Here is a 16,520-nt window from a genome sequence, read left to right as displayed (position 1 = left end):
GGCCCAAGCATGGCTGGCATGTTCTCCACGAAGGGAAAATATGCGCTTCGAGCGATGGCAGACCTGGCGACGCACGACGGATGGGTGTCCCTCGGCGACGTCTCGAAGCGTCAGAACATCTCGCGCAAGTACCTTGAGCAGGTCATCTCGCTCATGCACAAGGCGGGGTACGTCGAAAGCTGCCGTGGCAAGGGGGGTGGCTACCGTCTGACCCGCAAGCCCGAGGAATACACCCTGGGCCAGATCCTCCGCGCGGCGGAGGGTTCTCTCGCTCCCGTTGCCTGCCTGGACTGCACCAATGGAGAGATCTGCCCCATCATTGACTCGTGCCCCACGGTGACGGTGTGGCGCGACCTGGGCAAGGTCACCGCGCAGTACCTGGACAGCAAGACGCTCGCGGACATCGTGAGCGACAAGACGCGGACCTCGGGGGTCACAGACTGGCATCCCAAGGACAGCCGAGTGAGAAGGCCGAGCGGAAACACCGCCTGCTGAAGTCTTTTTCCGTCGGCAGATAACGCCTAACAAGAGGGGGCCATCCGAACTCCGGACGGTCCCCTTCTCGTCTTACCGTTGTGGACGGGCTATGCGTTGGGCGTGCCGCCCGTGGTGTAGCTGCTGCTGAGCGTGGAGACGGTCACGAGCGTACCGTTGGCATGGATAATCTTGTTGTTGCCAAGGTAGATCGCAACGTGGTTGCCAGACCCGCTGGCGACGCCGCCAATCCAGAAAACGAGGTCACCCGGCAGCCACTCGGACTTGCTCTTGTGCGACGACATGCCGTACTGGCCCGCAGCGCTGTGGGGGATCGAGATCCCGGCGCAGGCGTAGGCGTACTGTGTGAGGCCGGAGCAGTCGAGCCCGACCCCCGGGGTCGACCCCGCCCACACGTAGGGGACGCCGAGCTGGGAGTAGGCCGCGCTGATGATCGTGGAGCGCTGGCTGGCGGTGAGCCCCCCACCCCCGCTCACGTTGGTGTTGGAGCCCGAGCTGGAGCCGGAGTTAGAGCTGGAGCCGGAGTTCGACTTGGAACCGGAGTTTGACTTTGAGCTGGAGCTGGAGTTCGAGCTTGAGTTAGACGATGAGCTGGAACTGGAAGAGCTGGACGTCGCCTTGGCGGCCGCCTCTGCCTGTGCCTTTGCGGCTGCCTGCTGCGCGGCCGCCTCCGCCTTCTGCTTGGCGATCTCCTCCTCCTGCTGCTTCTTGATGGCCGCCTGCAGCTCGGAACTCAGCGAGTTGACGTAGTCCTGCTGCTCGGACTGCTTTGCCTTGAGGTCGCTGACCTGCTGCTCCTGCTGCGACTGGAGCTGCTCCTGCTCCTGCTGGTCCTTCTCGAGCGAGGCCTTCTTCTCCTCGAGCGAGCTCTGGAGGTCGTTGACCTCCTTGATCGCGGCGGCATCCGACTCGCTGACCTTGTCGGCATAGTAGACCCTGCTGAGAAAGTCGTCCCAGTTGGAGGCGTTGAGGATGATGCTGAGGAACGATGTCTTCCCCGCCTTGTAGTCGGCGCTCACACGCTTCGAGAGCGTCTCACGCGCCTCGGAGAGCTTCTGCTCGTTCTCCTGGATCTGCGACTTGGTGTCCTCGATCTGCTGCTCCGTCTGCTGGAGCTGGTACTTGGTGTCGTTCAGGCTCTCGCCGGCACTCGCAACCTGGGTGCTCAGCTCGTCGAGCTTCTCGTTCGCCGCGTCAAGCTGGCTCTGGAGGCTGCTCGTCGAGCTGGACGAGGTCGTCGTGTCCTCCGCGAGGGCCGGAACGGCCGGAGCGACGAAAACGCCCGACCCCCCTACCGCCAGAGCGAGGGCAATGGCGACTGTTCTGCGTCTCATGTGCATCTCCATTGTCTGGGCGCTTGGCCCTTCGCTGACTTCAGACCTCACAAGGATAGTCCAAGTTGGCAGCGTTCCCGCAATCTACGCTACCACTGCACGACTCGGCGCTAACAAGAAAGGGAGCCGACCATCGGTCGGCTCCCTGAAAAGTGCCACGTACTGTGACTGATCTAGTTCCAGCCCTTGCCCTCGGAGCCAAACTCCTTGATGAGCTCCTCGGTACGGGTGACGATGGCCTCGCGGCCCGGCTTCAGGAGCTTGCGCGGGTCATAGCCCTTGCCCTCCTTGTCGGCGCCGGACTCGATGTACTTGCGAGTTGCCTCGGCGAAGACCAGCTGGAGGTCGGTGTTAACGTTGATCTTGCAGATGCCAAGCGAGATGGCCTTCTGGATCTGGTCAACGGGGATGCCGGTGCCGCCGTGGAGGACGAGGGGCAGGTCGCCCGTCTTGGCCTTGATCTGCTGCAGGCGCTCGAAGGAGAGGCCCTGCCAGTCGGCGGGATAGATGCCGTGGATGTTGCCGATGCCGCAAGCGAGGAAGTCGACGCCCAGGTCCGCGATGGCGGCGCACTGCTCGGGGTCGGCGAGCTCGCCGGCGGAGGTCACGCCGTCCTCGGTGCCACCGATGCCGCCGACCTCGGCCTCGACGGAGATGCCCTTGTTGTGGGCTGCCTTGACGACCTCGGCGGTGCGCTTGAGGTTGGTCTCGAAGTCGGGCTCGTGCGAGCCGTCGTACATGACGGAGGTGAAGCCGGCCTCGATGCACTCGAAGGCGGCCTCGTAGGAGCCGTGGTCGAGGTGCAGGGCAACGGGGACGGTGATGTTCTTGGCCTCGACGAGGTCATGCACGATGTCGGAGACGACCTTGAACGAGATCTGCCACTTGGCGGCGCCGCTCGTGCACTGGATGATGACGGGGGACTGGAGCGCCTCGGCGGCGTCGAGGATGGAGGAGGCCCACTCGAGGTTGTTGGTGTTGAACGCACCGATTCCGTAGTGGCCCTTCTCGGCACTCTGAAGCATTGCAGTGGCGTTGACTAGCATCTGGTACCTCCATCTTGTTGGTGGAAACGCAAACGCACGTACAAGGTGATGATACCGCGTCCAGCTCCGATTATGTCCCGTCCAGCCATAATTAACTGGTATTTGGGCCCGGATATGCAAGACTTCGAAAGTTTGCACCCCGATTGCTGGACATTGTCCGCGAATCCCCGCCCGCTTCGGACAGGATGCCCCTCGTGTCAGCCAAACGAGGGTCTTGTCCAGTCTTCGTGAAATGCCGCCCTCGCAGCATCTCGTCGCTATAGTCACGGGGTACCTCATCTGAAAACGACTGAACTGACGGGAGATGATCGCGAGTGCAGAACGAGCGACAGACCGGGGATGACACCTCGAGGGACAATCCCTACGGCGCCTATCGCACCCAAGCCTTCCCAAGCTACCAAAACAACGCCACGCCGGTCTCGCCCACAGGCACCCCCTCAAATCAAGCCGAGGACGAGGATGACGAGAAGGGCGGGATCCTGAGCGACTTCTCCATGTCCGCCGTGATCGCCAGCGCCCTTGCCGCCGCAACGTCGTTCGCCCTCTCGTCGAAGATCGGCATGGCAGGCTCCGTCATCGGCGTCGGGGTCGCGGCAGCAGCCTCCGCAATAGCCACCCAGGTGTACAAGGGCATGCTGTCCGCATCCGCCAAGAAGATCAAGAACCTTGCCAACAGCTCGGACGACGACCTCACGCAGCCCATGTCCGGCCAGGTGGACCGTTCTGATGCCGGCACCACCACCGTACGCCCCGCCGCCACCGAGCTCACCCGCGACCTCACGCAGCCCCTCTCCCAGGCAGGCGTAGCCGAGACGGGCACCCCCATCGCCCCCGAGTCTCTAAGGGAGCGCGCGAGCAAGCGGCACAGCAAGAAGGTCGCAAGGGGCACGGTCGCCGTACTCGCCGCGGTCTCAATCGTGGCCGTTCTCGTCTATGCCGCGATCGTCTCGGTCGCAACGCAGGGCAAGGGCATCGGCACCACGACCACCCAGACCGCCACGGTCACCGACGAGGATGCCACCGACCAGGCGACAGGGGACCAGGGCAACGACGCTCCCTCGAAGCCCGATGACACCAAGGCTAAGCAGGACGAGAAGGGCTCGGGGTCCTCGACCACCAACAACGGCAGCTCGAGCGGCAACTCCGGGTCGTCCTCGACCGACAACTCGGGCTCGTCCTCGACCACGACCGACAACTCAGGCTCCGGAAACTCCAGCTCAACGACCACGACCGACAACAGTGGTTCGAGCGGCAACTCCGGGTCGTCCTCGACCGACAACTCGGGCTCGTCCTCGACCACGACCGACAACTCAGGCTCCGGAAACTCCAGCTCAACGACCACGGACAACGGCAACGGTAGCTCAACGAACAGCTCCGGCTCGTCTTCCGGCACGTCCGGGAGCACCGGTTCCACTTCCACCACCACAAGCACTACGAGCGGTAACTAGGACTCGTCCCCTCATGGAGTCAAGAGCGCCCGCCACGACATCGCCGCCGTGACGGGTTCTCCTGGTTTTGGACCCACAATGTGCCCATTCGGCAGGTGTGCCTTCGCGAGTAGTCACCCTCCCCCGGATGGAGAAGCCCATCAAGGGGAGGTGTCCTCCGAAGGCCAGCCCCGTGATGGGTCGGGCACTTTTATGCTTAGCACTCCTAGCCCCACGTGAATTTGGTGGGCACGTGCTTAACGCCCCTAGGCCACGTGCGGATTTCAGCACTCCCGACCACATGGGGAGCTAGCGGGACTAAGCATTTGGCAGAGAAATCGACACGAGCGCTAGCGGGGCTAGGCATCCAGTGGCAATACCTGCACGGGGCCTAGTGGGATTAAGCAGACGAGCAGCCCATTCGTGCGGGGCTGGGGAAAGTTAAGCGGTGGCACTTCACCGCGCGTGGGAGAGAACGTGCCTTCTCGGGTTGCGTCGCTCCTCAACCCCTTCTTTACCGCCCTTTCCCCGCCGCATCTGGCGTGGGCCGACACCTCGCCGACGGGGCGCGCCACCAGCCGAGACGCGGGAGAAGGCTGCGCCGGGACCCAGCGCACCTTGCTCGTTGACCCCTTCTTTGACCTTCTCTCCCAACTCGCAAGTGACGACCAGGCGGACGGAGTCTTGGGTCAAGACGGGATTGATGCCGGCGGGAGGGTCCGTCGAGCCGGTGTCGGACGCTCCTCTCCCCCGCCCTTGAATCGTCCCGACCCCCGGGCGCGCGTTACACTGGTTTGGTCATCCCGGGGATGGCCCCGGACGTCGTGGGAGGCGGCATGCCAAAGGTCAGCATCATCGTCCCGGTCTATAACGCGGAGGGCACCCTCAGGCGCTGCGTCGACAGCATCCTCAGGCAGGACTTCACGGACTTTGAGCTGCTATTGGTGGACGACGGTAGCTCCGACTCGTCTCCTGCCATCCTCGACTCGTACGCCGAGGAGGACCACCGCGTCAGGGCGATACACCGCGATAACAGCGGCGTCTCGGAGACCAGGAACGCCGCGATGGACCTCGCGCGGGGAACCTACCTGCAGTTTCTCGACGCCGACGACTGGATCGCCCCCGATGCCACGAGGCTCCTGGTGCGCGCCATGGAGGACAACGACGCAGACATGGTGATCTGCGACTTCTATCGCGTGGTTGGGTCCCGCACCGCCCGCAAGGGCGACATCGACGTGGACCGCCCCGTCACGCGCGAGGAGTACGCCGACCTCATGATGGAGGCCCCGAGCGACTTCTACTACGGGGTGGTGTGGAACAAGCTATTCAAGAGGCAGATCGTGGAGGAGTTCCACATCAGGATGGACCCCAGCATCAGCTGGTGCGAGGACTTCATCTTCAACATGGAGTACGTGCTGCACACCAAGCGCATCTACCCCCTGCAGGTCCCCCTTTATTACTACGTGAAGACCGAGGGTTCGCTTGTCGCAACGAGCGCGAGCATCCCCGGCACCGTGCGCATGAAGCTCGCGGTGATCGAGTACTACAAGAAGTTCTACCAGGCGATCTACGACGAGCGGGACTACCAGCGTCGCAGGCTCGACATCTACCGCTTCTTCCTCACCTCCGCCGGCGACGGGGCGGTGCTCCCGGGGCCGGGTTCGACCAAGCTGGGGAGGGAGCGCACGAGGGCCTACGTGGACCCGCAGATGCGACCCAACCCTCTGGGGAGGCTGTATCTGGAGCAGAAGCTCCTGGACCGCTACCTGGACAACGTCGCGTCGCAGTACGACCTAGACGTGAAGGACGTGCGCCTGCTGGTGTACCTCATGTACTGCGAGACGGCCGGCTCCACCAGGGAGATGGCCGACTACGTGGGGTCGAGCCCGATGTCGGTGTCGGCATCCCTGGCAAAGCTGCGTTCGCGCGGCTATGTGAGCACAAACGCCCCCACGCCCGACGACGAGGAGGACGACGCCACCGCGGACGACGGATACCTTCCAACGGGAAAGCCCCGCAAGGTCACCGGCGCCACGCTCGCCCCGGACTCGGGCGGCATCCTCAAGGCTATCTCCGACGCACTCGATGACTTTGACGCCGCACGCACGCGCGACATGGACCAGGACGAGACGGACTCCCTCGAGGGGCTTGAGGCAAAGGTCTTCGATGCCACGTCCTCGGCGCTCCTCAGGTAGGCCACAGGCCGGAGGGCCACACATTGTGTCCGGCCCATGCGCTACACTCTGCAGCTGTGCGCACCCGGGCCCTCTCACCTTTGCTATGCCGATGGGCAACGGGGCGCGTAATGTCCCATCCCACCCCTGTGAGGTGCACCTTGCCAAAGCACGCTGACCCGGACCCCAGCAAGCAGCCCGAGAAGGAACCGAAGAGGGGCAGGCGGCGCGGCATCGCCGCGCTCTGCGCCGTTGTCGGAGCCGTCGTTGTAGCCTACGCAGTTGGCTTCGCGTTCTTCTCCACCCACTTTGTCCCCGGAACAACCGTGAACGGCACGGACGTCTCCGGAATGGACCAGGCTGCACTCGAGCGGCTGGTCAACCAGGGCATCTCCGGCTGGGAGGAGAAGGCCCAGGGCCCCAACGGCTTCTCCCTCACCCTCAAGGCGTCGGACGTCTCGCTCAAGGCGGACGCGTCTGCGTACGCCCGCGGGGCGATGGACCAGAACCACCCGGAGCGCTGGCCGCTCGGCCTGTTCGAGAAGACGCAGGTCCACGTGACGGAGGCCACGAGCTACGACGAGACGGCGCTCAAGGCTGCCGTCGCATCGGCGGTCGAGACGTACAACGCCAGCGCCACGCAACCCACCAACGCGGGAATCGAGTACAACTCTGACCAGAAGGCATTCGTCGCGACCGACGAGGCCGTGGGGACGGCGCTCGATGCGGACGCGGTTGAGAAGGCCGTCGCCTCTGGGGTCGCGTCCCTTTCCACCGACGTCAGGCTGGACGACTCGGTCCTGGCACAGCCCTCGCTGGGAAAGGACGACGCCACCCTGAAGGAAACCCTCAAGCGCGCCAACCAGATTCTCGCCCTCAAGATCCCCCTCTCGCTGGACGGTAAGACGCTCGCCACGGTGGGCTCCGACCAGCTCTCGGGCTGGGTGAGCGTGAGCAACGGGACGCAGATCGACGTGAGCCGCGATGCCATTGCCAGTTGGGTGAGCGACCAGCTTTCAGACCAGGTCGCGTCGTCAGACGAGGAGCACGACTGGGCGCTGGACAGCGACTCGCTCGCGGGCAGCATCTTCGACGCCGTGTGCAACGCGAGCTCGGATGCCATCGAGATCCCCCGCACGCTCGTGGGGACGCGCCCGGCGGAGTCGGAGGGAGCCCGCGAGCAGGGACGCCACATCGACGTTAACCTGACCACCCAGTACGCGCGGTTCTACGACTCGGACGGCACGGTCATCTGGCGCTCGTACTTTGTCTCGGGTGACACCAGCGAGGGCCGCGCGACCCCCACGGGGACCTTCCACATCAACAACAAGATGACCGACCAGACCCTCGTCGGCGCGGACGAGGACAAGGACGGCGAGCCTGATTACAGGAGCAAGGTCAGCTACTGGATGCCGTTCCAGGGCAACTCCGTGGGACTGCACGACGCCCCGTGGCGCAGCTCCTTTGGCGGGACCATTTACCAGTGGAACGGCAGCCACGGCTGCATCAACCTGCCGAGCCAGAGCGCGGCGGAGCTCTACTCGCTCGTAAAGGTGGGCGACAAGGTCATCGTGCACACCTAGCGGCACTGCTCCTTCAGCGTCGCCACGATCTCCTCAACGCGCGCCTTGGCAACGTTGACCTGGTCAAGCGCGTCCTGGATGCGCGACTGGACCAGCACGTCCGCAACCGCCCCGTCAAACAGGTAGTCGGCAAGCGAGAGAAACCCGTCTATTTCGATGTCGGGCAGGTTAAGGTTGCGCACGTCCTTGAGCTCGCTGGAGAAGCGAACGAGGTCGCGGCGCGCCTGCTCAATCTGGTCACGGGCGTCGTCGATGCGGGAGTGCTTAATCGCAGTGGTGATGAAGCCACCGCCAAAGATGTCCGCCAGGCCCCAGTTGCTGGCGCTCTTGAGGGTCTTCCGCGCCTCCTCGAGGCTTGCCAGCGCATCCTCCCCGGCAGCTATGGCCTCGTCAAGCTCTCGCGCGTCGCTCTTGTTCATGGCAACCCCTCTCAGCCTGTGCATGTTGGCATTCTCCCCATCGGTGGACGGCGGCAAACAAATGCCACCCAACGACACAGCCAACGGATAGGGGAGCTAGTAGGAAGCGCTGCAGGGGATTCCGAGGGCGCGCACCCTCTGGCATATGCCATCAAGCGTGGCACGAGACGCCTTGCGAAGCCCCGGGTACGGGGTCTCGCGCGCGATGGTGTAGACGGTGACGGCCTGCGGCGCTATACGCTCGAGGGCCCGCAGCCAAGGCGCCACGTACCTCTCGCCCGTGTTGTCGATGGGCCGCCCGTCGACCTCTCCCCCAAGGAAGATGGTCTGCACAATCACGTGGCCGTCAAACGACGCGAGCGTCGAGACAACCTGGTCAACGTCGTAGGGACCCACGGGACGGTCGATGCGACGGATGGCGTCGGGGTCCACGGTGTCGAGCTTGAGGATGTTGTCGTCCACGCGCAGGAGGGCCGCATGCACGCGGGGATCGCCCGCGCGGGTGGCGTTGGAGAGCACGGCGACCTTTGCCGTGGGGCACAGCTCGTCTCGCAGCCGAAGCGCCCCGTTCACCACCTCGGGGAAGTCTGGGTTGAGGGTGGGCTCCCCGTTGCCCGCAAGCGTGACCACGTCGGGCGAGACGCCCTCTGCCGCCATCTGGCGCAGCTTCTGCCCAAGCGCGGCAACGATCCTCTCCCCCGACGGGAAGGGCGCACTTGTCCGCCTCTGGGAGTTGGTCCCGTTCTCGCAGTACACGCAGTCAAAGCTGCAGTGCTTGCCTTCCGTTGGGTTGAGGTTGACCCCCAGCGAGACCCCGAGCCTCCTGCTATGGACCGGCCCATACACCAGGCTGGAATGCAGAAACGTCGACATGCTCCCTCTCCCCCGCATCGCGTTTGGCATGTATGCCCATTCTCTCGCAGCTCGCGGCGTGTGGGCAGGGGAGAAACGCGGCGGACCCAAACCAGGCGGCGTGGCTCGCGGAAGGCTGGCGCAGACTGTCGCGCGGCGACGGACGCGATACCTGCGCAACCGCCAACACGTGCCATAATGGTTTCGCAAGCGCGGCGCAATGCGCCGGCAACACGACCAGGAGGCCGCACACAATGAAGAAGGTCATCACCTTCGCCATCCCCTGCTACAACTCGGCGGAGTACATGGACCACTGCATACAGTCGATCCTCGAGGGGACCTCGTACGCCAAGGACGTGCAGGTCGTAATCGTGGACGACGGATCCCAGAAGGACGACACCCCCGCCAAGGCAGACGAGTGGGAGCAGAGGTACCCGGACATCGTGAAGGCGGTGCACCAGGAGAACGGGGGCCACGGCATCGCGGTGCTCAAGGGCCTCTCCGTTGCCGAGGGAACCTACTTCAAGGTGGTGGACTCGGACGACTGGCTTGACGACGAGGCCCTGCCCAAGCTGATGGACAAGCTCCGCGAGTTCGACCGCCTGGGCGAGCGCGTGGACCTCGTGGTCACCAACTACATCTACGACCATACCCTCGAGGGCAAGCGGCACGCGGTCAACTATCGCCACGCCCTCCCCGTGGGCAGGACCTTCCGTTGGAACGACATGGGGCACTTCATGATGTCGCAGAACCTGCTCATGCATTCGCTCTGCTACCGCACGGACGTCCTGCGCGACGGCGGCGTGCCCATGCCCGCCCACACGTTCTATGTGGACAACATCTATGCCTACGTCCCTCTCCCCCGCTGCAAGGCCATCTACTACCTGGACGTGGACCTGTACCACTACTTCATCGGCCGCGAGGACCAGAGCGTGAACGAGAAGGTCATGGCGGGGCGCATTGACCAGCAGGTTCGCATCACGCGCATCATGATGCACGCCTACCACCTGTACGATGACATCGACAGCTACGCGCTGCGCGCCTACATGGTCAACTACTTCGTGCTGATGATGGCCATCTGCTCGGTTTTCAGCGAGCTCAGCGACCACCCCGACGCCATGGACGAGCTCGGCGACCTGTGGGCCGAGCTCCACGACTACGACCGTCGCATGTGGAGACGTGCACGCCTGGGCATCTGCGGCTTGGCAACGAACCTCCCCGGCAGGGGCGGCAAGCTCGCAACGGTCGCCATCTACCGAACGGTCGCCAAGATCTTCAAGTTCAACTAGCGCCTTCGGGGGAGAGACCCGATCGCACGGCGCCCCGTCCGCCTTCGCTGGCGTGCGGGGCGCCTTCGTCTTGCGACGGCCGCTACCGCGTCACGGCGCTCACTCCTGCCAGTCGACCCAGTCGTCACTGTTTGCGGACGTCTCGGCCTGAAGGCGGGAGGCGTCTCCCGACCACGTTGCCACGGGCGCCTCGCCAGACGAGAGATGCCGCGGGACCTGCGCCCCCAGGTCCATGCCCTGGGGAGGAACGGGGGCGGCGGGGCCGTTCGCTCGGTTGCCCGCACGATAGAAGGAACCACGGCACGGAAGGCCCACGTGCGCCAGCTCGCGGGCGGCACGCCAGACGACGGGCAGGTAGAGAATCGTCACCAGCCCGTAGAAGAACAGGGTGTAGGCGGCATCCGAGCCGCTCGACACGTAGTTGGTGGTATTCGCCTCGCCCAGGAGGCCGTTCGCCACAAACATCACCAGGAAGTCGTCGAGCCCGTGGAAGAGGGCCGCCCCACTGATGGACTCGTCGCGCACGACCGCGACGGCGAGCACGAACCCATAGGTGCCGGTCTGGGCGATCTTGAGCACCGCCTGGCCGGACTGCAGCGGGTCCCCCCAGGCCACGTCGCCAAACGAGATGTGCGCGCAGCCAAACAGAAGCGAGCTCAAGACGCAGGCGACAACGAGGCCGCCGCGCCTCCCCCCAAGGCGCGCCTGCAGTCCGCCCAGCAGGAGGGCGCGGAACATACACTCCTCCTCGATGCCGATGCAGAGGCAGAGCAGCGCCAGGTTGGCGACGTTTGCCACCCAGTGCGGCGAGAGCTGCGACGAGTCCTGCAAAAACGAGTACAGGTCCATGCCTCCCAGGAACGCGCTCACCACGAGGAGCCACCACCCTAGGCGGAAGATGCCGCCCATCCCGCGGCGCGTGGGGCGCAGGAGCCGCCGCCCACCCAGCGCGCACACCAGGACAACGGAGGAGATTGCCCCTCCCAAGGTGAACGCGAGGTTCTCGTCCAGCCCCAGGTCGTAGAAGGCGTACCCAAGGATCGCCTCGCCAATAAAGGCCACGACAAGGGCGAGAAGCGCAAGGAGCATCCTCGCTGTCCCGCGCGGCTTCCTGGCCAACTCCCTCTCGTCCATGCAGGCCTCCCAAGCGAGAGGGACACGCCCCTCTCCCCCATCGACGTCGCCGGTGGCACCCACGCGTCACGCACGCCCCGGGTGCCTCTTCAAACGATGATAGGCGAGACCCGACTTGGAATGGCCCAAGGCGCAAGCCTCGTGCCAGCAAACCCGCAGCGGCCCGGGGACAGGCTCCTCCCCCGTTCAAAGGGGGCCCGTAGAAACCGCTGACGGGAACCCCCTCGCCTGCGATGACCGCAACAGGGAATACCCGCGCGGAGCAAGACGGCGCGGGAACACGAGGGTCTTTTCATATGGACGAGGGCCCCGGACAAAACCACGGAGCCCCCACTTTTTCGGGCTACCGGACCCCGCCGAGGGAAACACCCGCGGCTCTGGGGACCTGCCCTGTGCACGTACTCTTGTATTCCCCTCGTCGGGATCCCTAATCAGGCGAGACGAACCACGTCATTTCTCCATCCCGTCATCCGACGGCTACAGGGCGCAGGACCAGCGCACGTTCTCGTTGTCCAGGTCCTCCGGCTTCACGAGCGTGAGGCGGGCCGCCTCCCAGCAGCGATGCTCCTTCACGATCGTTGCGGGGACGCCGGCGACCGTTACGTTTGCGGGGACGTCCTTCACCACGACGGCGCCGGCACCAACCTTAACGTTGTCGCCCAGGTGGATGTCGCCCAGGATGGTGGCGTTGGCACCCACCATAACGTTGTTGCCGAGCGTGGGATGGCGCTTGCCACCGTGATGCCCGGTCATCCCCAGCGTGACGCCCTGGTACAGCATGCAGTCATCGCCGATGATCGCCGTCCCGCCAATCACGATTCCCATGCCGTGGTCGATGGAGAAGCGGCGCCCGATGGTGGCGGCAGGATGGATCTCGATCCCATAGCGACGGCGGGACCTGCGAGAGAGAAACTGTGCAAGCCCCTTTGCGCCGTGCTCCCACAGCCAATGCTGGCGACGGTACGCCCAAATCGCATGGAGCCCGGTGGAGAAGAGGACCACGTTGGCGTCCGAGGTGGCGCTGGGGTCCCTCCTCCTCATAGCTGCCACGTCCTCGCGCATATGCGAGAGCCAGGAGCCGCGCCTCTCGCGCGACCCCTGGTCTGTCATATGCTCGGAGCGGCTCAAAGAATCCGCCTGAGACATTCCCGCTCCCTACAGGTCCATGGAGAGGTAACGCTCGCCGGTGTCGGGGAGAACGGCGACGATGACCTTCCCCGCGTACTCGTCGCGCTGGGCGAGCTCGACGGCTGCGGCGACGGCAGCGCCGGAGGAAATGCCCACGAGAAGGCCGAACTCGGATGCGAGGCGCTTCTTGGTCTCGATGGCGTCATCGGAGGTAACGGGCACAATCTCGTCGACCACGGAGCGGTCGAAGGTCTTGGGGACGAAGCCCGCGCCAATGCCCTGGATGCGGTGCGCGCCAGCGGGCTTGCCCTCGAGGACGGCGGACTCAGCCGGCTCGACCGCGATGCCCTTGACGGAGGGCTTCTTCTCCTTGAGGTACTTGGCGGTGCCGGAGATGGTTCCGCCGGTGCCTACACCCGCGACGATGGCGTCGACGGCGCCCTCGGTGTCCTTCCAGACCTCGGGGCCGGTGGTCTCATAGTGGGCCTTGGGGTTGGCGGGGTTCACGAACTGGCCGGCGACGATGGAGCCGGGCGTCTGGGCCTTGAGCTCGTCGGCCTTGGCGACCGCACCCTTCATGCCCTCCTTTCCGGGGGTGAGGACGATCTTGGCGCCATAGGACGCGGCGAGCTTGCGACGCTCGACCGACATGGTCTCGGGCATGACCAGGATCATGTGATACCCGCGCGCGGCGGCGAGCATGGCAAGGCCGACGCCCGTGTTACCGCTGGTGGGCTCGATGATGGTGCCGCCCGCCTGGAGGGAGCCATCGGCCTCGGCGGCGTCGATCATCGCCTTGGCGATGCGGTCCTTGATGGACCCGCCGGGGTTGGTGGCCTCGTACTTTCCGTAGATGGTGGCCTTCCCGCCCACGAGGGCGGAGAGGTTCACGAGTGGCGTTGTACCAATCAAGGACTCGACGCGGTTTGCAACCTGCATGGTGGTGCCTCCTAGACTGTGACGCTCTTCACTGGATGCGAGTTGGTCGTGCGGCACGCATGCCGTCGCTCGGCTCGCCACTAGTAGGGTGCCACTAGTATTCCTACCTTGCAAGTAGGTTTTTGGAAAATGCGGCACCCTCCGGAATGTGGCGACCCGGAGGGGGGGTGAAGGGCACCTCTCGCCCTTGGGTATCATCCCCTCTGGGCTTTTTGCCAACGCACGCACGAGGGGACGGACGAGGAGGTCGCCATGGCCATCAACACGAAGAACGGTCTCATGCTCCAGGCATTCTCCTGGTACCTCCCGTCAGACGGTCAGCACTGGCGCCGCCTGGCACAGATGGCACCCCGCCTTCGCGAGGAGGGATTCACCTCGGTGTGGATGCCGCCGGCATACAAGGGCCAGGCTGGCACGGAGGACGTTGGATACGGGGTCTACGACCTGTGGGACCTGGGCGAGTTTGACCAGAAGGGCACCGTCCGCACCAAGTACGGGCTGAGGAGGGAGTACCTCTCCGCCATCAAGGCGATCCAGGCCGAGGGCATCGACGTCCTGGCCGACATCGTGCTCAACCACCGCATGGGGGCGGACGGCGCACAGAAGGTCATGGCCCAGCAGGTGAGCCAGGACGACCGCAACCAGCCGGTGGGCGAGCCCAGGCAGATAGAGGCCTATACGCGCTTCGTCTTCCCCGGTCGCGCCGGCAGGCTCGACGACTTCAAGTGGGACAGCACCTGCTTCACGGGCGTCGACTACGACGAGGCGACGCAGGAGACGGGCGTGTTCCGCCTGCTGGGCAAGGACTGGGCTGGCGACGTGAGCCACGAGATGGGCAACTTCGACTACCTGATGGGGGCCGACGTCGACCTGGGGGACGAGCGGGTGAGGCACCAGCTCGACAAGTGGGGCAAGTGGTACCTCTCGCTCACCGGGGTCGACGGGGTACGCCTGGACGCGGTAAAGCACATGAGCCGCTCCTTCTACCTTGACTGGCTGGGCAGCATGCGCCGGGCGACGGGACGGGAGCTGTTCTGCGTGGGCGAGTACTGGTCCGCCGACCTGGGCGAGCTGTTGGCCTACCTGGGCGACGAGCGCGCGATGAGCCTGTTCGACGTCCCCCTGCACTTCAACTTCTACCGCGCCTCCACCGCAGGCGACGACATCGACCTGGCGCACATCCTGGACGGCAGCCTGGTTGGAGCCGACCCCGTCCACGCGGTGACGTTCGTGGACAACCACGACACGCAACCCGACCAGGCGCTGGAGTCGACCGTGCAGCCGTGGTTCAAGCCCCTCGCCTACGCTCTGATCCTGCTGCGCGAGGAGGGCTACCCCTGCGTGTTCATGAGCGACCTCTTCGGCCTCCCCAACGATGGCATCCCCGCCGTCCCCGAGCTGGAGCTCCTCATGGAGGTGCGCAGGCGCTTCGCCTATGGCGCGCAGCGCGACTGGTTCGACGAGCGCGACCTTGTTGGCTGGACCCGCGAGGGCACGGCACGCCACGGTTCCTCGGGTGCCGCCGTGCTGCTCTCCACCCGCAGGGGCGATGCGGCAAAGCGCATGTGCGTGGGAGAGGGACACGCGGGCGAGACGTGGCGTTGCGTCCTTGGCTGTGACGGTACCGTCACGATCGGCGACGACGGGTGTGCCGACTTTCCTACCGGCGGAGCCCTCCTGACGCTGTACCTCCCCCAGGCGGCTGCCGACAAGCTGGACAACATCCCCATCCTCGTGAGGCCACAGGGAAGCGAGGGCTGACGGCGTCGCGTCGACGGTCGCCTGACGGTTCCCTTGCGGACATGGGAGGAGAGATTCGCGCCGCCATGGCTTGCGCTCGCTCCGATGGCAGCGCGACTCTCCTGGAGTAATGCATGCGAGGAGGCAGCGACTCTCCAGCCGCGAAACCACAGATCGTTGCGTCCAACGAACCCGTTGCCCATGCAAAAGAGGTCAGAGAATGGGCGGGGATGCGGGTCTCGGGCGCTGGCGTGACGCACTGGTACGGTAGAGGCGAGGTAGCTGAGAGTGGTCGCGAACCCACCGCGGTTTGCGGGGAAAGACGTTATCCAGACGGATTCCGCCCTTGATGGCAGAGTGCTTAGAATTCCCGGTGCCCGCGCGGATTTCGGGCGATTGGACCCATGCAAGCCCTGGGAAAGTTAAGCATGTTGCTCCGAAATCCATGCAGCCCCCGGCCAGGTTAAGCACCAAGGACGCACAACCCGTTCGAGTACCGGCAGGGCTAAGCATCACACCGGAGTACCCACCCGATGACGCCCGGCTCTCCCCGACCTCATGGTGGGATAGCCGTTTCACGCCCAAAGCTTCCCGAGCCCACACGGATGCCGCCCCTCCGAGCCCGGCGCACCCGCACGCATGGGGAGAGCCCAGCCATCATGGTCCAACCGAGCTGCTCAGCACGGTCCTCCAGGTACGGAGGGCAGGCATCGCATTCTTTGACTTCTTTTCCAAACCCGTGCGTCCCGCATCCCACCCGGGGCGCCGTCCGCCCCTCGGACGACGACACCCCCATGCGCGACGCCAGTGCGGAAACGCCCGCTGGCCGATCATTTCGTGGGCCCAATTGGTCCAATCCCCCCGCAATGCCGACGGATGGGGTTGCGAGCGGTGTGTATCGCTTCTATCCCCAGTGCTCCCGTAAGCCGCGCGTCATCCGACGGTCAGGGCAGCCAAGTG

13 protein-coding genes are annotated in these 16,520 nt (G+C 65.0%); 6 read left to right on the top strand and 7 right to left on the bottom strand.

Annotated features, from left to right (window positions below; genetic code table 11):
* The first annotated feature begins 9 nt into the window (after positions 1-9).
* A complete protein-coding gene (locus FYJ68_RS07870; RefSeq protein ID WP_154435669.1) occupies positions 10-495 on the top strand; it encodes an RrF2 family transcriptional regulator in 486 nt (161 codons plus the stop codon).
* Between the two features lie 89 nt (positions 496-584).
* On the opposite strand, the gene FYJ68_RS07865 is transcribed toward FYJ68_RS07870, so the two are convergent.
* Positions 585-1,829: a C40 family peptidase gene (locus FYJ68_RS07865; protein ID WP_154435668.1), complete on the bottom strand. Its 1,245-nt coding sequence runs from the start codon at positions 1,827-1,829 to the stop codon at positions 585-587.
* A gap of 173 nt (positions 1,830-2,002) precedes the next feature.
* A complete protein-coding gene (gene fba, locus FYJ68_RS07860) occupies positions 2,003-2,875 on the bottom strand; it encodes a class II fructose-1,6-bisphosphate aldolase (RefSeq protein WP_154435667.1) in 873 nt (290 codons plus the stop codon).
* Between the two features lie 314 nt (positions 2,876-3,189).
* Here fba and FYJ68_RS07855 point away from each other — a divergent pair, with 314 nt between their 5' ends.
* The 3 genes from FYJ68_RS07855 to FYJ68_RS07845 all read left to right on the top strand — a co-directional run bounded on the left by FYJ68_RS07855 (position 3,190) and on the right by FYJ68_RS07845 (position 8,059).
* The gene (locus tag FYJ68_RS07855; RefSeq protein WP_154435666.1) at positions 3,190-4,323 is read left to right on the top strand and encodes a hypothetical protein; all 1,134 of its coding nucleotides are present in this window, start codon (positions 3,190-3,192) and stop codon (positions 4,321-4,323) included.
* An 815-nt stretch (positions 4,324-5,138) separates the two neighbouring features.
* Positions 5,139-6,497: a glycosyltransferase gene (locus tag FYJ68_RS07850; protein WP_195837766.1), complete on the top strand. Its 1,359-nt coding sequence runs from the start codon at positions 5,139-5,141 to the stop codon at positions 6,495-6,497.
* Between the two features lie 140 nt (positions 6,498-6,637).
* Positions 6,638-8,059 (top strand): L,D-transpeptidase family protein, encoded by a 1,422-nt coding sequence (locus FYJ68_RS07845; protein WP_195837765.1) that lies wholly within the window; start codon positions 6,638-6,640, stop codon positions 8,057-8,059.
* Here the strand turns inward: FYJ68_RS07845 and FYJ68_RS07840 are convergent.
* Entirely contained in the window at positions 8,056-8,478 is a 423-nt protein-coding gene (locus tag FYJ68_RS07840; RefSeq protein WP_154435663.1) for a hypothetical protein, read from the bottom strand. The genes FYJ68_RS07845 and FYJ68_RS07840 overlap by 4 nt on opposite strands.
* Positions 8,479-8,574: 96 nt before the next feature.
* Positions 8,575-9,351, bottom strand: a complete 777-nt coding sequence (locus FYJ68_RS07835) for a radical SAM protein (protein ID WP_154435662.1) — start codon at positions 9,349-9,351, stop codon at positions 8,575-8,577.
* A gap of 233 nt (positions 9,352-9,584) precedes the next feature.
* Here FYJ68_RS07835 and FYJ68_RS07830 point away from each other — a divergent pair, with 233 nt between their 5' ends.
* Positions 9,585-10,619, top strand: coding sequence for a glycosyltransferase family 2 protein (locus FYJ68_RS07830; protein ID WP_154435661.1), 1,035 nt, complete (start codon positions 9,585-9,587; stop codon positions 10,617-10,619).
* A 99-nt stretch (positions 10,620-10,718) separates the two neighbouring features.
* Here the strand turns inward: FYJ68_RS07830 and FYJ68_RS07825 are convergent, their stop codons facing one another.
* From FYJ68_RS07825 to cysK, 3 genes are all read right to left on the bottom strand, one after another.
* Positions 10,719-11,753 carry a CPBP family intramembrane glutamic endopeptidase gene (locus tag FYJ68_RS07825; protein WP_154435660.1) on the bottom strand — a complete coding sequence of 345 codons (1,035 nt, stop codon included), beginning with the start codon at positions 11,751-11,753 and terminating at the stop codon, positions 10,719-10,721.
* A 477-nt stretch (positions 11,754-12,230) separates the two neighbouring features.
* Positions 12,231-12,899 carry a serine O-acetyltransferase gene (gene cysE / locus FYJ68_RS07820; protein WP_229772134.1) on the bottom strand — a complete coding sequence of 223 codons (669 nt, stop codon included), beginning with the start codon at positions 12,897-12,899 and terminating at the stop codon, positions 12,231-12,233.
* 9 nt (positions 12,900-12,908) lie between these two features.
* On the bottom strand, positions 12,909-13,820 hold the full coding sequence (cysK, locus tag FYJ68_RS07815) for a cysteine synthase A (RefSeq protein ID WP_154435659.1): 912 nt from the start codon (positions 13,818-13,820) through the stop codon (positions 12,909-12,911).
* A gap of 252 nt (positions 13,821-14,072) precedes the next feature.
* Between cysK and FYJ68_RS07810 the strand changes: the two genes are divergently transcribed.
* Entirely contained in the window at positions 14,073-15,581 is a 1,509-nt protein-coding gene (locus tag FYJ68_RS07810; RefSeq protein ID WP_154435658.1) for an alpha-amylase, read from the top strand.
* Positions 15,582-16,520 lie beyond the last annotated feature (939 nt).

It is taken from the genome of Olsenella porci (assembly GCF_009695875.1).
Taxonomy (GTDB): Bacteria; Actinomycetota; Coriobacteriia; order Coriobacteriales; family Atopobiaceae; genus Olsenella_H; species Olsenella_H porci.
Note: the sequence above shows the minus strand (reverse complement) of the source record. Positions and strands in the feature narration are given on the sequence as shown.